At 71.3% G+C, this 19,296-nt stretch carries 16 protein-coding genes; 9 read left to right on the plus strand and 7 right to left on the minus strand.

What is annotated here, in order from left to right; genetic code table 11:
• Window positions 1-232: 232 nt before the first annotated feature.
• Window positions 233-682, plus strand: coding sequence for a DoxX family protein (locus ACH4S7_RS07240; RefSeq protein ID WP_398520130.1), 450 nt, complete (start codon window positions 233-235; stop codon window positions 680-682).
• A 92-nt stretch (window positions 683-774) separates the two neighbouring features.
• Window positions 775-1,182 (plus strand): Zn-ribbon domain-containing OB-fold protein, encoded by a 408-nt coding sequence (locus ACH4S7_RS07245; protein ID WP_398520692.1) that lies wholly within the window; start codon window positions 775-777, stop codon window positions 1,180-1,182.
• 105 nt (window positions 1,183-1,287) lie between these two features.
• Here ACH4S7_RS07245 and ACH4S7_RS07250 read toward each other — a convergent pair whose 3' ends face one another.
• On the minus strand, window positions 1,288-1,995 hold the full coding sequence (locus ACH4S7_RS07250; protein WP_398520131.1) for a pyridoxal 5'-phosphate synthase: 708 nt from the start codon (window positions 1,993-1,995) through the stop codon (window positions 1,288-1,290).
• A 257-nt stretch (window positions 1,996-2,252) separates the two neighbouring features.
• On the opposite strand from ACH4S7_RS07250, the gene ACH4S7_RS07255 reads away from it, so the two are divergent.
• Complete coding sequence (locus ACH4S7_RS07255; RefSeq protein WP_398520132.1) at window positions 2,253-2,837, plus strand: TetR/AcrR family transcriptional regulator; 585 nt, start codon at window positions 2,253-2,255, stop codon at window positions 2,835-2,837.
• Between the two features lie 178 nt (window positions 2,838-3,015).
• On the opposite strand, the gene ACH4S7_RS07260 is transcribed toward ACH4S7_RS07255, so the two are convergent.
• Window positions 3,016-4,194: a thiolase C-terminal domain-containing protein gene (locus tag ACH4S7_RS07260; protein WP_398520133.1), complete on the minus strand. Its 1,179-nt coding sequence runs from the start codon at window positions 4,192-4,194 to the stop codon at window positions 3,016-3,018.
• A gap of 217 nt (window positions 4,195-4,411) precedes the next feature.
• Here ACH4S7_RS07260 and ACH4S7_RS07265 point away from each other — a divergent pair, with 217 nt between their 5' ends.
• Together ACH4S7_RS07265 and ACH4S7_RS07270 are read left to right on the plus strand one after the other, a co-directional pair.
• A complete protein-coding gene (locus tag ACH4S7_RS07265; protein WP_398520134.1) occupies window positions 4,412-5,647 on the plus strand; it encodes an acyl-CoA dehydrogenase family protein in 1,236 nt (411 codons plus the stop codon).
• Window positions 5,647-6,138, plus strand: coding sequence for a nitroreductase family deazaflavin-dependent oxidoreductase (locus ACH4S7_RS07270; protein ID WP_398520135.1), 492 nt, complete (start codon window positions 5,647-5,649; stop codon window positions 6,136-6,138). The genes ACH4S7_RS07265 and ACH4S7_RS07270 overlap by 1 nt, the downstream gene beginning before the upstream one ends.
• Before the next feature lie 62 nt (window positions 6,139-6,200).
• Here the strand turns inward: ACH4S7_RS07270 and ACH4S7_RS07275 are convergent, their stop codons facing one another.
• Window positions 6,201-7,916, minus strand: coding sequence for a DHA2 family efflux MFS transporter permease subunit (locus tag ACH4S7_RS07275; RefSeq protein ID WP_398520136.1), 1,716 nt, complete (start codon window positions 7,914-7,916; stop codon window positions 6,201-6,203).
• Window positions 7,917-8,078: 162 nt separating this feature from the next.
• Between ACH4S7_RS07275 and ACH4S7_RS07280 the strand changes: the two genes are divergently transcribed.
• Window positions 8,079-8,585: a MarR family winged helix-turn-helix transcriptional regulator gene (locus ACH4S7_RS07280; protein ID WP_398520137.1), complete on the plus strand. Its 507-nt coding sequence runs from the start codon at window positions 8,079-8,081 to the stop codon at window positions 8,583-8,585.
• A gap of 51 nt (window positions 8,586-8,636) precedes the next feature.
• Here the strand turns inward: ACH4S7_RS07280 and ACH4S7_RS07285 are convergent, their stop codons facing one another.
• Both ACH4S7_RS07285 and ACH4S7_RS07290 read right to left on the minus strand, forming a co-directional pair.
• Entirely contained in the window at window positions 8,637-9,293 is a 657-nt protein-coding gene (locus tag ACH4S7_RS07285) for a class I SAM-dependent methyltransferase (RefSeq protein WP_398520138.1), read from the minus strand.
• A 49-nt stretch (window positions 9,294-9,342) separates the two neighbouring features.
• Entirely contained in the window at window positions 9,343-10,200 is an 858-nt protein-coding gene (locus ACH4S7_RS07290) for an NAD(P)H-binding protein (RefSeq protein WP_398520139.1), read from the minus strand.
• A gap of 106 nt (window positions 10,201-10,306) precedes the next feature.
• On the opposite strand from ACH4S7_RS07290, the gene ACH4S7_RS07295 reads away from it, so the two are divergent.
• Entirely contained in the window at window positions 10,307-11,284 is a 978-nt protein-coding gene (locus ACH4S7_RS07295; RefSeq protein ID WP_398520140.1) for an AraC family transcriptional regulator, read from the plus strand.
• Between the two features lie 36 nt (window positions 11,285-11,320).
• Here the strand turns inward: ACH4S7_RS07295 and ACH4S7_RS07300 are convergent, their stop codons facing one another.
• Together ACH4S7_RS07300 and ACH4S7_RS07305 are read right to left on the minus strand one after the other, a co-directional pair.
• Window positions 11,321-11,881 carry a GNAT family N-acetyltransferase gene (locus ACH4S7_RS07300; protein WP_398520141.1) on the minus strand — a complete coding sequence of 187 codons (561 nt, stop codon included), beginning with the start codon at window positions 11,879-11,881 and terminating at the stop codon, window positions 11,321-11,323.
• A 55-nt stretch (window positions 11,882-11,936) separates the two neighbouring features.
• Window positions 11,937-12,785 carry an aminoglycoside phosphotransferase family protein gene (locus tag ACH4S7_RS07305; RefSeq protein WP_398520142.1) on the minus strand — a complete coding sequence of 283 codons (849 nt, stop codon included), beginning with the start codon at window positions 12,783-12,785 and terminating at the stop codon, window positions 11,937-11,939.
• Between the two features lie 342 nt (window positions 12,786-13,127).
• On the opposite strand from ACH4S7_RS07305, the gene ACH4S7_RS07310 reads away from it, so the two are divergent.
• Together ACH4S7_RS07310 and ACH4S7_RS07315 are read left to right on the plus strand one after the other, a co-directional pair.
• Window positions 13,128-18,032, plus strand: a complete 4,905-nt coding sequence (locus ACH4S7_RS07310; protein WP_398520143.1) for a SpaA isopeptide-forming pilin-related protein — start codon at window positions 13,128-13,130, stop codon at window positions 18,030-18,032.
• A gap of 196 nt (window positions 18,033-18,228) precedes the next feature.
• Window positions 18,229-19,074: a L,D-transpeptidase gene (locus ACH4S7_RS07315; protein ID WP_398520144.1), complete on the plus strand. Its 846-nt coding sequence runs from the start codon at window positions 18,229-18,231 to the stop codon at window positions 19,072-19,074.
• Window positions 19,075-19,296: the final 222 nt, after the last annotated feature.

Below are 19,296 nucleotides of genomic sequence, written 5' to 3' on the forward strand. Positions count from 1 at the left end.
CTCGGTCAAGACGGGAATCGGTACCGAACTGATCACGCTTACTCATCTTTCGGCCGCTACTGCCCAATCAGTGTCCGATCAAGGTCGGTTCGCTGATCAGGTGTGCACACCTCTTGCGCGGTGGGCGTCGCATCCGCTGAACTGACGTACCGTCAGAAACACTGGCCGGGGTCCCGTCGAATGGCCGCATTGGGTCGGGTCCCCCGCCGACAGGAAGTGGGAGGTCGTCCGGGTGGACACCGTCTGGCTCACCGGCGCCGAGTGGCTCGCCGTCCTCCGTGTCGGGCTCGGTCTCTGGTGGCTGGAGAGCTGGCGGCACAAGGACAAGAAGGGCTGGTTCGAACGCGGTACGGGCATCGCCTGGGCGGCCGATGTCGCGGGGAAGCACCGCTGGGCGGTGGTACGGACCGGATTCGCGCGCGTCGTCCAGCCGCGCCCCAAGGTCATGGCGTACGTGGTCGTCTACGCCGAACTCGCCATCGGGCTGGGGCTGGTCTTCGGATTCCTGACCCCCATCGCCCTGATCGGCGGGCTGATCCTCAATCTGCTCTATCTGGTGCTGATGATCCACGACTGGGCGGAGCAGGGGCAGAACGCGATGATGGCGCTCATCTCGTTCGTCGCCCTGGGGGCCATGGCGTGGCAGAGCTGGTCCCTGGACAGCGCGCTGGGGCTCTTCTGATGACGACGGCGCAGGGGGATGGTCCGGGGGCGGTGCCCGAGGTCACCGCGGGGGTGACTGCGGTGCCCGAGGTCACTGCCGGGGTGACTGCGGTGCCCGAGGTCACCGCGGCCACCCCGGACATCGACGCGTTCACCCGGCCCTACTGGGACGCCGCCGCCGATGGGCGGCTGCTGATCCGCCGCTGCCGCGCCTGTGCGAGGGTCCACCACTATCCGCGCGAGTTCTGCCCGCACTGCTGGAGCGACGACGTCGACTGGGAGCCGACCAGCGGCCGGGCCACCCTCTACACCTGGTCCGTCGTGCACCGCAACGACCTACCGCCGTTCGGCGCCCGGGTGCCGTATGTGGCCGCCGTCGTCGATCTGGCCGAGGGGCCCCGCATGATGACCGAGATCGTGGAGTGCGCGGAGGGGGAGCTGGCCGTCGGCATGGCCGTGGAGGTGACCTTCCGGATGGACGGGCGGATCGCGGTACCGGTCTTCAGAATCGCCCGATAACGGAGAGTGCGCGCCAGGTACTCGCTCGGGCCTTCTATGGCCCTGTTCGCGGACCCGGGGGCGGGGCAAGCCTGTTGTCACGACGGCGGCGGATGGGGCGAGCGGTCAGGGCCAGAGCAGCTCGCGCACCCAGCCGCCGTCCTCCGTACTGCCGTCCTCCGTACGTCGGTAGCGCAGCCGCACGTGCTGTCGGCGCGCGTCCCCCTGGAAGAACTCCACCTCCCGGGGTTCGACCACATAGCGCGTCCAGGTCGGCACGGGCGCTCCGGGCTCCGCCTCGGCGCGTTCCCAGGCGTCCCGCGAGGCCGCGGCCAGTTCCTCCCGCGAGCCCAGGACCTCGCTCTGACGGCCGGTGAGCGCGGCGGCCAGTGCCCCCGTCGAACGGGCCCGGAGATCCGCCCGGCTCTCGGCCGGGCCGCCCATGACGACACCGCCCCGTACCCGGATCTGGCGGCCCCGCGTGGGCCAGTAGAAGCCGAGGGCCGCCTCCGGGTTGGCGGCGAGCTGGCGGCCCTTCGCGCTGGTGGTGTGGGAGGCGAAGTGCCAGCCGCGTTCGTCGGCGTCATGCAGCATCAGCGTCCGGACATCGGGACGGCCCGCACCGTCAACGGTGGCCAGGCTCATGGTGTGCGGCTCGGGCTGACCGGCCGCGACGGCGTCGGCGAACCAGCGGTGGAAGAGGGGGAGCGGGGTGCCGGGGGCATCGGCCGGGTCGAAGGCGGGGAGGTCGGTGTCCCAGACCCGCTGGGTGTGCAGCAGTGCCCGGAAGGCGTCCTGTGCGGTGTGATCGCGCGGCGGCGGCTCGGTGTCCATCCGGCCAGTCTTCCCCCTCCGGACGATGGCGCCTCCTGCGCCGGCTCTGTCCCTCCGATGAAAACCACTCCCGGTGTAGTGCTCCACCTATAGTGGTCAACGCCCGGTGTCATCGGGAGCCGGACCGGAGCCGGACCGGAGTCGGACCGGGAGTCGGATCACGAGCTGCCTCGGTGCCTCTTGGGGCCTTCGCGGGACTTCTCGGGGCCTCTCGGGACCTCTCGGGATCCGAGCGCATCCAGAGGGGACCACTATCCATGCGGCAGAACCTGGCCCGGCGCGCGGCGCTCGTGGACGCGGCTATCGAGGTGCTGGCCCGGGACGGCGCGCGCGGCCTGACCTTCCGGGCGGTCGACACCGAGGCGGACGTACCCAAGGGCACCGCGTCGAACTACTTCGCCAACCGCGACGACCTGCTCAACCAGGCCGGGCGCCGGATCTATGAGCGGCTGCGCCCGGACGACGCCACGATGGAGGCCATCAGCGGCGGCCCGGCCACCCGGGAGCGAGTGGCCGAACTGGTGCGGGACGTACTGGTGCGGGTCACCTCGTTCCGTACGGGGTACCTCGCCCTCCTCGAACTCCGTCTGGAGGCGACCCGCCGCCCCGCCCTGCGCGCGCTGCTCACCGAGCGCGTGAGCGAGGACGTGGCGGCCAATGTCTCCGGGCATCTGGCTTCGGGCCTGCCGGGGGACGCCGACGCCGTCAGGATGATCTATCTTGCCGCGAACTGGCTGGTGGTGGAGCGGCTGACGCTGCCGGACGTGTTCCCGCCGGATGAGGCGGCGGAGCTGATCACCGCGCTGGTGGAACGCTTGCTGCCGCCGGACGGTCAGGGCTGACCGGTCCTGGGGCGGCTTGGCACGGTGGGGCTGACCGGTCCCGAGGGCGGCTTCACGCGGCGGGGTTCGACCGACCCTGGGGGGCGGCTTGGCACGGTGGGGGTTGCCCGGTCCCGGGGGCCGCTCCATGCGGCGGGGTTCGACCGGCCCCGAGGGCGTACGGTCATGGCCGCCCGGTTCACTCCCGCCCCAGCACCACCGTGCCCGATGAGCAGAACCAGCCGCCCGTGCCGGAGGCCACGGCCAGCCGGGGCAGGGTGCCGTCCGCCCGGCGCACCTGGTGGCCGCCCGCCTCGCCGCGTAGCTGCCGTACCGCCTCCACCAGCAGAAACAGCCCGCGCATCCCCGGATGACAGGCCGAGAGCCCCCCGCCGTCGGTATTCACGGGCAGTTCGCCGCCCGGCCCGATCCGCCCCTTCCCGACGAACGCCCCGCCCTCGCCCTTGGCGCAGAACCCGAGGTCCTCCAGGGTCACCAGCGTCATATAGGTGAAGGCGTCGTAGATCTCGGCGATATCGATCTCCGCGGGCGTGACGCCCGCGCGCTCGAAGGCGAGCCGCCCCGAGACGGCGGCCGGCGAGACGGTGAAGTCGGCCCACTCCGACATGGTGGTGTGCGAGGCGTACTCACCGGTGCCGAGTATCCACACCGGGTCCTTCACGGTGTCCGGTACGTACTCCTCCGCCGCCAGCAGCACCGCGCAGCCGCCGTCACTGCGGATGCAGCAGTGCAGTTTGGTGAAGGGGTCCGCGATCATCGGCCCGGCCAGGACGTCGTCCACGGTGATCGGTTCGCGGAACATCGCGTCGGGGTTGGCGGCGGCGTGTGCCCGTGCCTGGACGGCGACCGACGCGAGCTGTTCCAGCGTCGTCCCGTACTCGTGCATGTGGCGCCGGGCGGCCATCGCGTACTTGGCGATCAGCGTGTGCCCGTACGGGACCTCGAACTGCGACGGACCCCGGCTGCCGAAGGAGAGATTGGCGGTGCGGCGCCCGGCCTTGATGTCGGCGCGGGCGGTGGAACCGTAGACGAGGAGTACGGCACCGGCGTGACCCGCCGCGATGGCGTCGGCCGCGTGGGCGGCCATGACCTCCCAGGTGGCGCCGCCGACGGCGGTGGAGTCCACCCAGCGGGGTGTGAGGCCGAGGTACTCGGCCACGTCGACGGGGGCCAGGGCGCCGAGTCCGGCTGAGGCGAAGCCGTCGATCACCGATCGGTCGAGGCCCGAATCGGCGAGGGCGCGGCGCGCGGCCTGGGCGTGTAGGGCGTAGGGGGTGGGCCCGTCGACGCGCCCGCAGTCGGAGAGGGATATGCCGACGATGGCGACCTTGCGCGGAGTTCGCGGGATGCTGGGCATGAATCTGACGGTACATCAGATGAGCTGAGCGTCGTACGGGTCCGGGACGTCGCATGGGTCCGGGACGTCGCATGGATCCGGGGTGCCGCAGGGGTCCGGGACGTCGTACGGGTCCGGGCGGCGGCGGGGATTCACCGCCCGGACCCCGCCGCGCGCCTCTGGGCATCTCCGCCGCCCGGACCTAACATGACGCCCCGTCAGAAAGGGAGGGGCTCCCATGGCCTTCACCGGTCCCACTGAGGAACAGGACGAGATCCGGCGCACGCTGCGCGCGCTACTGGCCCGGCATTCCGGTCCGGACGACGTCAAGGCGGCCGTCCGCACCGCCGAGGGGTACGACCCCGGCCTGTGGACCCGGCTCGCCGGACAACTCGGCCTGCCGGGCCTCGCACTGCCGGAGTCGTACGGGGGCGTGGGCTGTGGCCTCCCCGAACTCGCCCTCGCCTGCGAGGAGACCGGGCGGGCGCTGCTGCCGTCACCCCTGCTGGCCACCTCGGGCATCGCCGCGCCGCTGATCGCCGCGCTGGGCACGCCGGAGCAGCGCGGCGAACTGCTCCCACGTATCGCGGACGCCTCGCTGACCTGTGCTTTCACCGTCCCTGGCGGGACCCTCACGACCGCGCTCGCGCTGATCGACGCCAATGAGCCGGGGGAGTGGGCGGGCGGTGGCCGGGCCGGTGGGGTCCAGGCCCGCCGGGCGCCCGACGGCGGCTGGCTGCTCTACGGGGAGGCCGGCCAGGTGCTCGGCGGGCACAGCGCGGGGCTGCTGGTCGTCGCCGCCCACACCGGGGGGTTTCCGCGCAGCCGGACGCTGTTGTTCCTGGTACGGGCGGGGGCGGCGGGCCTCTCCCGCACCCGGCTGACGGCCATGGACGAGACCCGGGCGCAGGCCCGCGTCGAACTGCGGGACTGCGCGGCGGAACTGCTCGGCGACGAGGACGGAAGTGTGGTGGGCGTGCCGGGGGCGCTGGCCGCCGTCGGCGCGGGCGTGGCGGCGCTGGTGGCGGCGGAGGCGGTGGGCACGGCGTCCGGTGCGCTGGACCGGACGGTCGCGTATGTGCGCGAACGCGAGCAGTTCGGCCGCGCGATCGGCTCGTTCCAGGCGGTCAAGCACCGGCTGGCCGATCTGTATGTACGGGTCCAGGCGGCCCGCTCGGCGGCGTACTACGCGGCCGGGGACCCGGGCGAATCCGGCCTCGCGCTGGCGCAGTGCCTGGAGGCCGCGCGGGCGGTGACTGCGGAGGCGGTGCAGTTGCACGGGGGCATCGGCTTCACCTGGGAGCACGAGGCGCACCTCTACTTCAAACGGGCGGCGTCGGACGAGCTGCTCTTCGGCCCGGTGCACCGGCTGCGGGGCCGGGCGGCGGAGGTGGCGGGCCTGTTCGACGCGCACGGCCCGGATACCGAGCAGGCCGCCGCCCCCGCCCTCGCGCCGGCTTCGGCGGCGGTCTGATGGCGACGGCGGTTCGACCGGCCCTGGGCGTACGACTGATCCGGAAGGTCTCCGCCACACGCCTCTTCGCGAAGCTCGCACCCCATGTCATCCCGGCGATGGACCGCGCGGTCCACCGCCTCACCAAGGGGAAGGTGCTGCTCAGCGCCCAGATGCTGCCGGGGCTCGTCCTCACGGCGCGGGGCGCCAGATCCGGCCTGCCGAGAGTCACCCCCCTGGCGTGCATGCCGGAGGAGTCGGGGGACTGGATCCTGATCGGCTCCAACTTCGGCCGGGACAGCCATCCGGCGTGGACGGCGAACCTGCTGAAGCACCCGGAGGCGGAGGTGCACTGGAAGGGCGAGTCCATCCCCGTACGGGCCCGGCTGCTGGAGGGCGCGGAACGGGAGCGCGCCTGGGCGGATGCGCTGCTGTTCTGGCCCCCGTACGCGACGTACCAGTCGAGGATTCCACGCCGGATCAGGCTCTTCCGGCTGACGCGCCGGGGGTGACCGGGGCCGGGGCCGGGGGCGCTGTGTGGGCCGGGGCCCCCGGCTGTCTCCAGCGGCCTCGGTCAGGCCCCTGCCGGCTTCGGCCGGTCGGGCTCCGGCTGTGCGGAGTCGGGTCGTACGGGCTCCGGGCGGGCGTGTCCAGGCTCCGGGCGGGCGTGTTCGGGCTCCGGCTGTGGTGGTTCGGGCCGGGCGCCGTCGGGCTCGGGCTCGGCCCGGGGGGTGATGAACAGCGTGGCCGCGAGCGCGAGCACCAGCAGGGCGGCGCAGACGTAGCTGGATATCTGTAGCCCGCTGGTCATCGCCGCACGCGCGGCCTCCCCGGCCGACTCCGTCCGGGGTTCGGCCAGCAGCGCCGGGATCACCGAGCCCGCGCTCTCCGTCACCACACCGCTGAGCCGCTCGGCCTCCCCGTCGGGGGCCCCGCCGTCGGTGAGCCGGTCGCGCAGGCCGGAGGCGAGCGTGCTGAAGAACAGGGTGGTGAGGACGGCGATCCCGAGGGCGGAGCCCAGTTCGCGTGCGGCGCTCTGGATGCCCGAACCCTGGCCGGCGCTGTCGGCGGGCACATCCACCAGGACGATGTTGGTCACCTGCGCGGTCGCGAACCCGACGCCGATTCCGTAGACGAACAGGGCCAGTGCGATCAGCCACCAGGCGCTGTCGGTGGCGGCTATCAGGCCCAGAAGTCCCAGACCGGCGATTTCGAGGACCAGACCGATCCGCACCTGGGCCAGTGCGGGGACCGTGGCCGCCATCGGGAAGCTCGCGCCGCTGGCGCAGAAGCTGCCCACGGCGAGGGCGACGAGCGCCAGGCCCGCCTGGAACGCGGTGTAGTCCAGGGCGAACTGGAGCCAGAGCGGCAGCACCGCGATGATGCCGAACTCGCCGAGACCGACGATCAGGGTGACGACATTGCCGTTGCGGAACGAGGGGATGCCGAACAGCCGTACGTCCATCAGCGGTTCGCCGCCCGACCGGCCGAGCGCCGCCTGCCGCCGCCAGAAGGCGACCAGGGCCAGTGCCGATACGACGAGTGCCACGAGGACCGGGGAGGGCCCGCCGCTCCAGCTCACTCCGCCGACGGTCAGTGGCTCCGTGGTGATCAGCCACCCGTAGGTGCGGCCTTCGATCAGCGCGAAGGCCAGCAGGCCGAGGCCGACCGCCGACAGTACGGCGCCGAGGGTGTCGACGCGTCCGCGGGTGCGCGGTGACGGGGGCAGATAGATCAGGACCCCCGCGATGATCACGGCCACCAGCGGGATGTTGATGCCGAAGGCCCAGCGCCAGGAGAAGTCCGCGAGCCAGCCGCCCAGCAGCGGGCCGACGGCAGCGGCGGCCCCGATGGTCGATCCCCAGACGGCGAACGCCTGCCCCCGGGCCTTGCCGGTGAAGGTCGCGTTCACCAGGGCCAGTGAGGTCGGCAGGATCATGGCCCCGCCGATGCCCTGGAGGAACCGGGCCAGGATCAGCAGTCCCCCGCTGGGGGCGACGGCGGCCAGAACGCTCGTCACACCGAAGACGACGAGGCCGATCAGGAAGATCTTGCGGGCGCCGTGCAGATCCGAGAGGCGCCCGGTGAGCAGGAGCAGCGCGGCGAACGCGATCGCGTAGGACTCCTGGATCCACTGGGCGTCGACCGAGGTGATCGAGAGGTCCTCGATGATCGGGGCGAGGATCACATTGACGATGGTGATGTCCACGACGATCAGGGCGACCCCGAGGGACACGGCGACAAGGCCGAGCCATTGGCGCAGGGGAGGGGACTCTGGTGTGTCGGTCACGATGACTCCACTCTCAGCTAACTTTATGGCAAAGCTAGTTATCTTTGCCGCAAAGCTAAATTGACCAGGGTAGGTTGTCAAACGACGTGGTGAAGCGCGTCGTCGGCGCGGAGCGGACAGCCTCGGACGACTTCGGACGACTTCTGACAGTGGAGTACAGCGATGGAGACACCGGAGCCCGGCGACCTTGAGGCGCAGCGCGACCGCCTCATGGAAGGGCTGCGCGCGTACGGCGCCAACTACACGGAGTTCACCCGTCGCTTCGCGACCTGGCTCGGCCTGCACTCCACGGACGCGGCGGCCCTGGCCGAGATCCTCTACGCGGAGGACAAGGGCACCCCGCTCTCACCCGCCCGGCTGGGCGAACGGATCTCCCTGACATCGGGCGCGACGACCATCCTGCTGAACCGGCTCGAACAGGCCGGCCACATCGTCCGCAGCCGCGAACACACGGACGGCAGGGTCGTGACCCTGCGCAGCAGCCCCGACATCAGGCCCCGGGCCATGGAGTTCTTCGGCCCCTACGCCGAGCGCATGGCCACCGAGATGTCCCGCTACACCCCCGAACGGCTGCGGGAGTTCGAGGACTTCATCACCCATATCTGCGGGGCGATGGGCGCGATGCTCACCGATGAGTACCGCGCGGGTCGCCGGGGGCCGGGGGCCTGAGCGCGGTCCCCCCGGCTGGCAGTTGGACCGCTCACATCCAGCCGGGGGGGATCACACCTCGGCTATCAGCGCATACCGCTCGTCGGACACCGGACGGCCCCACAACTCCGGGTCGCCGTCGAGTGGTTCGACCCGCAGGCCGGCGACCAGCGGACGCACGGCGTCGGCCAGCCGCTCCGCGCCGACGCCACCACCCCAGGGCAGCGCCCCGGCACCGGCCACATAGGGCGCGCCATCCTGCCCGGCCTCGCCCCACCGCCCCTCGACGAGCACCAGCCGGCCCCCGGGCCGCAGCCGGGCCACCCACGCGCGCAGCGCCGCCTCCGGATCGGGCAGCGTCCACAACAGATGCCGCGACAGCAGCACATCGAACCGCCGCTCACTCACCGGAGGTGCGGCGGCGTCCCCCACCTGGAAGTGCCCGACCAGCCCCGACGCGGCGAACTTGGCCCGCGCCGCCGCCACCATGCGCGGCGCCAGATCGACCCCGGACACCCGGTGCCCGGCCGCCGCCAGCAGCAGTGCCAGCGTCCCCGTACCGCACCCGGCATCGAGCACATCGACCGGACCCGCGGGCACCCACGAACGAAGCCGCCGATCCCAGGCCGCCCGGGTCCGGATGTCACGCAGCCCGTGATCGGGCTCGTCGTCGAAGGCCGCGGCGGCGGCGTCCCAGTAGGCCGTGATGGAAGCGGTGGGGTCGGTCATGGAACGAGCATCCCAGCGGCCACTGACAATCCGCAGGGACTGAACCCCGCTACGCGCCCTCGGCCGGGAACGTCGTACGGGCCGCGTACTCCGCGAAGTCCCTCGGCTCGCGGCCCAGGGCCCGCCGCACCCCGTCCGACAGTTCCGCGCTGCCGTCGTTGCGGATGTGCCGGAACATCGGCAGGAGTAGCTCCACGAAGTCGGCGGGGAAGCCGTGTCGGCCCGTCATCTCCGCCGTGTACTCCGCATCCGTCAGCGGGACGTACCGCAGCGGGCGGCCCGCGGCGCGGGAGATCTCCTGCACCGCCTCGCCCCAGGTCATGGCGCGGGGGCCGGAGAGCACATAGGTCTCGCCCGCGTGGCCGTCTTCGGTGAGCGCGGCGACCGCGACGTCCGCCAGGTCGTCCAGGTCGATGAAGGGTTCGCGGCCCGCGCCGACCGGGAGGCGGAGTTCACCCTCGGTGAAGAGCGTGGGGAACCAGTTCTCCTCCAGGAAGTTCTGCGCGAACCAGGCCGGGCGCAGGATCGTCCACTCCAGGCCGGATTCCCTGACGGCCGTCTCCGCCGCGAGGAGTTCACCGCTGCCGTCGTCCAGTTCGGCCCAGGTCCGGGCCGAGAGCAGGACCAGCCGCTCGACCCCGGCCGCCGTCGCGGCCTTGCCGAAGGCGCGCAGTTCGGCGGTCGCGTCCGGGCCCTGGGAGTCGACCACGTACACGGCGCGGACACCGGCGAGCGCCGGGGCCCAGCTCTCCTCGTCGGACCAGTCGAAGCGGACCGGGCCCTTGCGGGAGGCGGCGCGGGCCGTGAAGCCGCGTCGGGTGAGTCCGTCCGCGACCCTGCGGCCGGTCTTGCCGGTGCCGCCGAGGACGAGGTACGGGGCGTTCTGGGGTGTGGTTGATGTCGTCATGTCAGCCAGTGAACAGGCCCCATGCGCAACGCAAGATGGCTGTTCCTCTCGCTTCGATGTCTGTGCGTCTCATTCTCCGCTCCGGACAGGTCCTAGACTCCGAACCATGGATGACGCCCTGTCGAGCCTCCTGCACGATGTCCGCCCCCGGGGAGCCCTCTTCGACCGGTCGATCCTCAACCCGCCCTGGTCGCTGCGGTTCCTGGAGGAGACCCCACTCGCTCTGCTCACCATGGTGAGCGGCGAGGCGTGGGTGACCCCCGACGGCGGCGCCGCCGTCCCGCTGCGCACCGGCGATGTGGTGATCGTCGTCGGCCCGGAGCCGTACACCGTCTCCGACGAGCCCGGCGCGGCCCCGCGGGCCCTCGTGTACGACTCCGACCGCTGTACGACCCCGGACGGCCGACTCATCCTCGGCGAGATGCCGATGTGCGCGTACGGGGACGAGGGCCCCGAGTCCGCCGTGCTGCTCAAGGGCACCTACCACGTCCGGGGGAGTGTCTCGCAGCGCGTGTTGAGCGCGCTGCCGCGCGTCGCCCGGGTGCCCGCGCACGCGGACGGCTGCCCGACGCTGGACATGATCGCGAAGGAGATCCGCCGGGACGTCCCGGGACAGCAGGTCGTCCTCGACCGGCTGCTGGACCTGCTGCTCGTCACCAGTCTGCGGGAGTGGTTCGAACTGCCCGATGCGCAGGCCCCCACCTGGTACGAGGCCCATGGCGATCCGGTGGTGGGCCGCGCGCTGCGGCTGATCCACGGCGACCCCGCGCGCTCCTGGACGGTGGCCGGTCTCGCGTCCGAGGTCGGCGCATCGCGGGCCCGGTTCGCGCAGCGGTTCAGCGATCTGGTGGGCCAGTCGCCCATGGCGTATCTGACCGACTGGCGGATCTGTCTGGCCGCCGATCTGCTGGCCGGGACGGACGCCACGGTGGACGCCGTCTCCCGCCGGGTCGGCTACTCCAACGCGTACGCGTTGAGCGTGGCCTTCAAGCGCACCCTGGGCGTCCGGCCGAGCGAGCACCGGGCGCTGGCGCGGTCGGCGGGCGGCGAGCCGGCGGGTGCCCTGGTGGGAGCCGGGGGCTGAGCGGGGCAGACCCCCCGGCCGGTCGTACGTGCCCGGTCAGGTCGTCTGTCGGGCCGCCCGCCACTCCGGTGCGAGCACCGACCAGAGCTCTTCGTCGTGCCGCTTCCCCCGGTACAGGTAGGCCGCCCGCAGCACGCCTTCCTTCGTCATCCCGAGCCGTCGGGCCACGGCGATACTGGGCTCGTTGCCCGTCGAGACCACCCACTCCACGCGGTGGATGCCCCGTACGTCGACCGCCCAGTCGATGAGTACGCGCACCGCCCGGGTCACCAGCCCCCGGCCCGCCGCGGCCGGCTCCAGCCAGCAGCCCGCCTCGGCGACGCCCTGTTGGGTGTCGAGCTTGCGGAAGATGACCGCGCCGACCAGTCGGCCGGCCGTCCAGATACCGCAGATCCGGCCGGTGTCGGCCGCGGTCTTCTCCGCGTACATCTGGAGGAACGCCCGGCTCGAAGCCACGTCCGTGATGACGTCGGGGAGTCCGTTGTGCTGCCCGATGAACTCCCGCCCCCGGTCGATGTGATCGAGGAATTCCTCGGCCCGCCACGGTTCGAGCGGGCGCAGTTCGGCGCCGTCCTCGCCCAGGGATATCGCGTACATCGTCACCTTCCACGTCCGTGTTCCGAGTCGGCGCCCGCGGCGCGGGTGGATCCTCTCACGGGCGCCGGGCGCCCGGCGCCGGGCGGCCTCCGGGGGAGGTCCAGGCCCGGTCCCGCTGGACGCGGAGCAGTGGCAGCGGGCTGTCATCCGTGCCGCGGAGCCGGTCGACCAGTCGGATCACGGTGTCGTAGCGGGCCAGCCACACGCCCCTGGCGCACACCTCGGGCCCGTATCCCGCGAGCCGGGCGGCGCGGACGGCGGCCGGGGCGCCCACCGAGATGGCGAGACCGGCGATGTCCTCGGCCGGATCGCCGATGACGGCGTCCGTCCAGTCGAGTACGCCGCTCACCCCGCCCGCGCTGTCGATCAGCAGATGCTCCCCCTTGAGGTCCCGGTGCGTCAGGACGCCCGCCGTCGCGGTGGCGGCCGGGCCGGGGCCGCCCGGCGGTTGCCCCGCCGTCTCCCACAGCGCCACCGAGTCGCGGGGCGCGGCCACCGGCACTCCGAGCTCGGCCGCCCGTTCCACCGGAAAGGCCCGCAGCTCCATCAGCATCCGGGCGAGTGCGCGCTCGCCGAGGTCGGACACCGCCCGCCGCTCGGCCGACACCCCGCCGAGCCGGGTGTCGAGCGTGTACGTCAATCCCGGCGCCCACTGCCCGTGCGCGACGCTCTCGGGCACGGCCACCGACAGCGCGGGCCGGAGGGCGTCCCGCAGCGCGATCTCGCGTCCCTGCCGTACGGAACCGTCCTCGTCCAGCGCCAGTCGCAGCACCCGGTCGGGGCCGATCCACCAGGTGGAGTGCTCGCCGCCTTCGTCGACCGGACGGATCTCGCACTCCGGTGGTACGGGGGCGAGTAGCTGTCGTACGGCGTCGGCGTCGGGCGCCGGGGGCTGGTGCGGCATGGGCGCGAGCATGGCCGCCCGCCGTCGAAGCCGCCACCGGATATCGGCGACGGCCAGAAACAGCGGGGCGGAACAGCGGGGCGGAGAGGGGCGGAACAGCGGGGCGGAAAGGCCGATGGGCAGGTGGACGGAAAAGTGCGAGGGGAGTCGGCCGTACGGGTGGCGGGGCGGTTTCACCCGGTACACCCCAAGAAGTAGCGGTATATCGCACCGATCGCGCGGCCGGGTGATTGTCCAGGGATTATTCCCTTTGTCCGGGAGTGTCGCACACGTCCTTTAGTTCCGCCTGCTCAGCCTGTCAAACAATTGCCGGACCAGGAGACTCACAGGAGAACTCGACGAATGAGAGCAATCCTCGCGCGGTTGCGACAACGGACCTGGACCGCGGGCTTGGCCTGCGCCGTCCTCGCCTCCACCGCGCCCGCGCTCGCCTTCGGATCGGGGATCGGACCGGCCAGCGCCGGACCGGTCACCCCGGAGAACAGCATCAGCACGAAGGCCAGAGCTGCCGCGGCACCGCTCCCGGGCGGGCTCGGACCCTGCGTTCCCGGCGACTGCCCCGATCCCTACCCCCCGATCAGCAACGGCCCCATCATGGGCCGCGACAACGGCATCAACATCTTCGCCGGCGGCGATTTCCGGGTCCGTGAGCGCGCGGCCGAGGCCGAGGGCCGGCTCGTCGTGCTCGGCAACTTCGACCAGGACAAGGTCGCGGGCGCCAGCGCCATCTACAACATCGGCATCGTCGGTGTCGGATCGCGGGTGCCGCCGGACGACGGCGAGGACTTCCTGACCACCGGTGGCAATGTCACCGTGGCGGCCGGCGAGCGGCTCCTGGCCGACGGCGGTGTGGTCCGCCACGCGGGCACGGCCACCGGCACCATCACCGGTACGGTCGTCGCCGACCCGAACGCGGCAGCCCCGTACGCCGGGCTGCGCGATGAGCTGACCACCGCCAGTCAGTGTTACGCCCGGAACTCCGAGGGCCCCCGGCCGGCGACCGGCACCGCCGTCAACGACGGCGGCCAGACCACCTTCACCGGTGACGGCACCTCGGCCCTCCAGGTCTTCAACGTCGACTTCAACCTGACCTCGCCCAGCGGCGGTCAGCAGGGGCTGGTGTTCGCGAACATCCCGCCCACCGCGACCATCCTGGTCAATGTGACCGGCGCCAACCGCGTGCTCAGCACGTACAGCGGTGGCATCTCCGACACCGACCCGCTCAACCAGTACCGTGATCGGCTGCTGTGGAACTTCCCCGACGCCGCCACCGTGGGGCTTCTGGGCACCGGCCAGTTCCAGGGCAGTGTGCTGATCGGCAACCAGGCGTCGCAGACGACGGTCACGCTCCCCGGTGTGAACGGCCGCTTCTTCACCACCGGCTCCGTCACCCACACCAGTGTGGTCGGCGGCGGCGGTGGCCAGGAGTTCCACGCGTACCCGTTCAACGGCGACCTCCCGGACTGCACGGTGGCACCCGTCACCGCGCCGGTCTCGGTCGTCAAGGTGGACGCGACGACCAACGACCCGCTGGCGGGTGCGGTCTTCCAGCTGTGGGAGGAGACCAACGGTGTGCCCGGTCTCCAGACCACCGGTGCCAACCCGGACACCCAGATCGGCGCCGCCTGCACCACGGGCGCTGACGGCACCTGCACCCGCACGGTGGAGCTGGGCACCTACTACTGGCTGGAAACGGCCGCGCCACCGGGTTACGACCTACCGTTGAACCCGACCTTCGGTCCGCTGGTACTCGGACCGGACAACGTGCCCGACGGGATCTCCGTCACGGCGCAGAACAGCGTGACCCCGATCACCGGCGAAGTCTCGCTGGCGAAGACGGACTCGGTGACCGGGGCCGCGCTCGCGGGCGCGGTGTTCGAGCTGTGGGAGGACACCAACGGTGTCGCCGGTCTCCAGACCTCCGGCGCCAACCCGGACACCCAGGTCGGCGCGAACTGCACCACCAACGCCATCGGTGAGTGCGCCCGCCTCGTCGAGACGGGAACCTACTACTGGCGGGAGATCCAGGCCCCGCCCGGGTACGACCTGCCGGGCGATCCGGTCTTCGGACCCCTGGTACTGACCGCGGACAACGCGGCCACCGGGGTCACCGTGGCCATCCAGAACACCCCCACGGTGGTGCCCCCGGTCACGGGTGATGTCACCGTCGTGAAGGTGGACGCCGACACCGACGCCCCGCTCGCGGGCGCGGTCTTCCAGCTCTGGGAGGAGACCAACGGCGTCGCCGGTCTCCAGACCACCGGTGCTGACCCGGACACTTCCGTCGGGGTGAGCTGCACGACGGGTGCCGACGGCACCTGCACTCGTACGGTCGAGGTCGGTACGTACTACTGGCAGGAGACGGCCGCTCCGGCAGGTTACGACCTGCCCGCGAACCCGGTCTTCGGCCCGCTGGTGCTGACCGAGGCGAACGCCCCGCAAGGTGTCTCGGTCAACGCCGAGAACACCGCCACCGTGGTTCCGACCACGGGCGAGGTGACGGTGGCCAAGGTGGACGCCGACACGGACAACCCGCTCGCGGGTGCGGTGTTCGAGCTGTGGGAGGAGACCAACGGCGTCGCCGGTCTCCAGACCACCGGTGCCAACCCGGACACCCAGGTCGGTGCCGACTGCACGACGGGCGCCAATGGTGAGTGCTCCCGTACGGTGGCGTTCGGGACCTACTACTGGTTGGAGACGGCCGCTCCGGCAGGTTATGACCTGCCGGTGAACCCGGTCTTCGGCCCGCTGGTGCTGACCGTGGACAACGCGGCGACCGGTGTGAGTGTGACGGCTCCGAACTCGCCGTCTGTGGTTCCTCCGATCCGTGGTGATGTCACCGTGGTGAAGGTGGACGCGAACACCGATGACCCGCTGGCGGGTGCGGTCTTCCAGTTGTGGCAGGAGACCAACGGTGTCGCCGGTCTCCAGACCACGGGTGCCGACCCGGACACGCAGGTCGGTACGGACTGCACGACGGGTGCCAATGGTGAGTGCACGCGGAATGTGGATCTCGGTACCTACTACTGGCTGGAGACGGCCGCTCCGGCAGGTTATGACCTGCCCGCGAACCCGATCTTCGGCCCGCTGACGCTCACGGCCGCCAACGCCCCCACGGGCGTTACGGTCACCGCGGAGAACACCCCCACGGTGGTCCCCCCGGTCACGGGCGAGGTGACGGTGGCCAAGGTGGACGCCGACACGGACAACCCGCTCGCGGGCGCGGTCTTCCAGCTGTGGGAGGAGACCAACGGCGTCGCCGGTCTCCAGACCACCGGTGCCGACCCGGACACCCAGGTCGGTGCCGACTGCACCACCGGCGCCAATGGTGAGTGCACGCGCACGGTCGAGGTCGGTACCTACTACTGGCTGGAGACCACGGCACCGCCCGGGTACGACCTGCCGGTGAACCCGGTCTTCGGCCCGCTGGTGCTGACCGCGGCGAACGCCGCGGACGGTGTGAGTGTGACGGCTTCCAACGCGCCTTCGGTGGTTCCTCCGATCCGTGGTGATGTCACTGTGGTGAAGGTGGACGCGAACAGCGACGACCCGCTGGCGGGTGCGGTCTTCCAGCTCTGGCAGGAGACCAACGGTGTCGCCGGTCTCCAGACCACGGGTGCCGACCCGGACACGCAGGTCGGTACGGACTGCACCACGGGTGCCGACGGCCAGTGCACGCGGAATGTGGATCTCGGTACCTACTACTGGCTGGAGACGGCCGCTCCGGCAGGTTACGAGCTGCCGGCGAACCCGGTCTTCGGTCCGATGGCGCTCACGGCGGCCAACGCCGGCCAGGGTGTCATCGTCTCCGCGTCGAACTCGCCCACGGTGGTGCCCCCGGTCACGGGTGATGTGACGGTGGCCAAGGTGGACGCCGACACGGACAACCCGCTCGCGGGCGCGGTCTTCCAGTTGTGGCGGGAGACCAACGGTGTTGCCGGTTTGCAGACGACGGGTGCCAACCCGGACACGCAGGTCGGTGCCGACTGCACCACGGATGCCAATGGTGAGTGCACGCGGAATGTGGACCTCGGTACGTACTACTGGCTGGAGACGGACGCCCCGGCAGGTTACGACCTGCCCGCGAACCCGGCCTTCGGCCCGCTGGTGCTGACCGCGGCCAACGCCGGCCAGGGTGTCATCATCTCCGCGTCGAACACGCCCACGGTGGTGCCCCCGGTCACGGGTGATGTCACGGTCGTCAAGGTCGACGCCGAGACGGACAACCCGCTCGCGGGTGCGGTCTTCCAGCTCTGGGAGGAGACCAACGGTGTCGCCGGTCTGCAGACGACGGGTGCCAACCCGGACACTGCGCTCGGCGGTCCCTGCACGACCGGTGCCAACGGCCGGTGCTCGCGCACGGTCGAGGTCGGAACCTACTACTGGCAGGAGACGGCCGCTCCGGCCGGGTACGACCTGCCGGCCAACCCGGTCTTCGGCCCGCTGGTGCTGACCACGGCCAACGCCTCACAGGGCGTCACGGTCACCGCCGAGAACACCGCATCGGTGGTGCCCCCGGTCCGCGGCGATGTGACGGTCGTCAAGGAGGACGCCGACACCGGCGCCACCCTCGCGGGCGCCACGTTCCAGCTGTGGGAGGAGACCAACGGCGTCGCCGGTCTCCAGACCATCGGCATCAACCCGGACACCACGGTCGGCGCCCCCTGCACCACGGGTGGCAACGGCCAGTGCACGCGCACGGTCGACCTCGGCACCTACTACTGGCAGGAGACGGCCGCACCCCCGGGCTACACCCTGCCGGCCAACCCGGTCTTCGGACCGCTGGTGCTCACCGCGGCCAACGCGTCGGACGGTGTCAGTGTGACCGCGGAGAACACCAAGACCCCGGTGCCTCCGAAGAAGGGCAAGATCAAGCTCCACAAGACCGACGCCAAGAACGGCCAGTCGCTGGCCGGCGCGGTGTTCGAGCTGTGGCGCGAGAGCAACGGCGTCGCCGGTCTCCAGACCACCGGCGCCAACCCGGACACCTCCGTGGGCAACGGCTGCTCCACGGACAGCCGGGGCAACTGCCTCTTCGTGGATCTCACCACCGGGACGTACTACCTGTTGGAGACCGATGTGCCGGAGGGCTTTGTCCTCCCGGCCAACCCGGTCTTCGGCCCGTACGTCATCACCTCGGCCAACGCCGCACAGGGCATCTCGGTCGAGATCGAGAACAAGCGTGGTGAGCCCGGCAAGGGCAAGGGCAAGAAGGGAGCCGTGGTCAGCAAGCCCGCCAAGGGCTGATATCGACTCTCGCTGAAGTCCGGTGAAGGGACGTGGGTGCGCGCTTCGGCCGCGCCCGCGTCCCTTCACCGGTTTGGCCCGCCGCCTGGGGCGATCCCAGCCGTCCGCTGGTAACTGTGGGTTGACGGATGCTTAGCGCCCCATGTGTCGCATATGTCGTATGTGTCGTATGAGTTGTACGAGGATGGAGTGCCGCATGGGAGAACGAGGCGTGGGGACACACGGACGGACATCAGCGGCGACGGTGAAGTTGGCCCTGGCGCTGGGGCTGGCGCTGGCTCTGGCGGGCCCGGGAATGGCCTTCGCCGACTCCGACCCCGTGCCGGTACCCGCCCCGGCCCCCGTCACCGACTCCGGCTCTGTTCCCGGCGCCGATTCGGGTCCCGGTCCCGGTCCCGGTCCCGGCTCTGATTCCGATGACGGGGCGGCGGTGGTCGCGGCGGATCCTCCGTGCGTGGCCAGGACCGGCCCGTACCAGCGCGACTTGGAGGAGTATCTGAAGCAGCCGGTGGACGGTGTCCAGTCGACGGCCGACTGCGAAGCCATCCGCACCTTCCAGCAGGCGAACGCCATCGAACCGGCCAACGGCTACGCCAACCTCGCCACCTACCGCTGGACGGTCGCCCTCCGGGCCCGCGACAACCCCAATGCGGCGGGCGACTGCCCGGTCCGCGCCCGCCGGGTCACCTGTGTGGACCTCAACCGACAGGTGCTGTGGGTGCAGGTCAACAAGAAAGTGGTCTTCGCGCCCGTGCCGATCCGTACGGGACGGGACTCGCAGGAGACCCGGCTCGGCTGGCAGACCATCTACCTGCGCAGCCGCGACCACGTCTCGACCATCTATGACAACGCCCCCATGCCGTACGCCCAATTCTTCAACGGGGGGCAGGCCCTGCACGGCCGGCTTGACGACCTCTACGACGGTGGGGGCTCCGCGGGGTGTGTGAACCTGCGCCTGTCGGACGCGAAGGTGCTGTGGGATCTGCTGGGCATCGATGACCAGCTCTATATCTGGGGGGCCAAGCCCGGTACGAACGGCTGACCGACGGGCGGGGATCCTAGCCGGGGGCCTTCGGGGATCCTGCGGGGTTCTTCGGGGTCCTTCGGCGTCCTTCGAGAGGTTCGAGCTTCGGGAATTCACCGGAGGTCCGGAGCGATTCCCGGTCGGTGTGCGGGAACGCGCGGGAATGCCGGAGTCATTCTCGGGAAGCTCCGAGGTGCTGCCGTAGTTGCTGCCGTAGTTGCTGCGGTAGTGCTGCTGTTG

It is taken from the genome of Streptomyces sp. NPDC020965 (assembly GCF_044333555.1).
Lineage (GTDB): Bacteria > Actinomycetota > Actinomycetes > Streptomycetales > Streptomycetaceae > Streptomyces.

Coding starts and splice junctions, on each gene's coding strand:
- ACH4S7_RS07250 (WP_398520131.1), bottom strand. CDS start 1,995: ATGGACACCGAGCCGCCGCCGCGCGATCACACCGCACAGGACGCCTTC.
- ACH4S7_RS07255 (WP_398520132.1), top strand. CDS start 2,253: ATGCGGCAGAACCTGGCCCGGCGCGCGGCGCTCGTGGACGCGGCTATC.
- ACH4S7_RS07260 (WP_398520133.1), bottom strand. CDS start 4,194: ATGCCCAGCATCCCGCGAACTCCGCGCAAGGTCGCCATCGTCGGCATA.
- ACH4S7_RS07265 (WP_398520134.1), top strand. CDS start 4,412: ATGGCCTTCACCGGTCCCACTGAGGAACAGGACGAGATCCGGCGCACG.
- ACH4S7_RS07270 (WP_398520135.1), top strand. CDS start 5,647: ATGGCGACGGCGGTTCGACCGGCCCTGGGCGTACGACTGATCCGGAAG.
- ACH4S7_RS07280 (WP_398520137.1), top strand. CDS start 8,079: ATGGAGACACCGGAGCCCGGCGACCTTGAGGCGCAGCGCGACCGCCTC.
- ACH4S7_RS07285 (WP_398520138.1), bottom strand. CDS start 9,293: ATGACCGACCCCACCGCTTCCATCACGGCCTACTGGGACGCCGCCGCC.
- ACH4S7_RS07290 (WP_398520139.1), bottom strand. CDS start 10,200: ATGACGACATCAACCACACCCCAGAACGCCCCGTACCTCGTCCTCGGC.
- ACH4S7_RS07295 (WP_398520140.1), top strand. CDS start 10,307: ATGGATGACGCCCTGTCGAGCCTCCTGCACGATGTCCGCCCCCGGGGA.
- ACH4S7_RS07300 (WP_398520141.1), bottom strand. CDS start 11,881: ATGTACGCGATATCCCTGGGCGAGGACGGCGCCGAACTGCGCCCGCTC.
- ACH4S7_RS07305 (WP_398520142.1), bottom strand. CDS start 12,785: ATGCCGCACCAGCCCCCGGCGCCCGACGCCGACGCCGTACGACAGCTA.
- ACH4S7_RS07310 (WP_398520143.1), top strand. CDS start 13,128: ATGAGAGCAATCCTCGCGCGGTTGCGACAACGGACCTGGACCGCGGGC.
- ACH4S7_RS07315 (WP_398520144.1), top strand. CDS start 18,229: ATGGGAGAACGAGGCGTGGGGACACACGGACGGACATCAGCGGCGACG.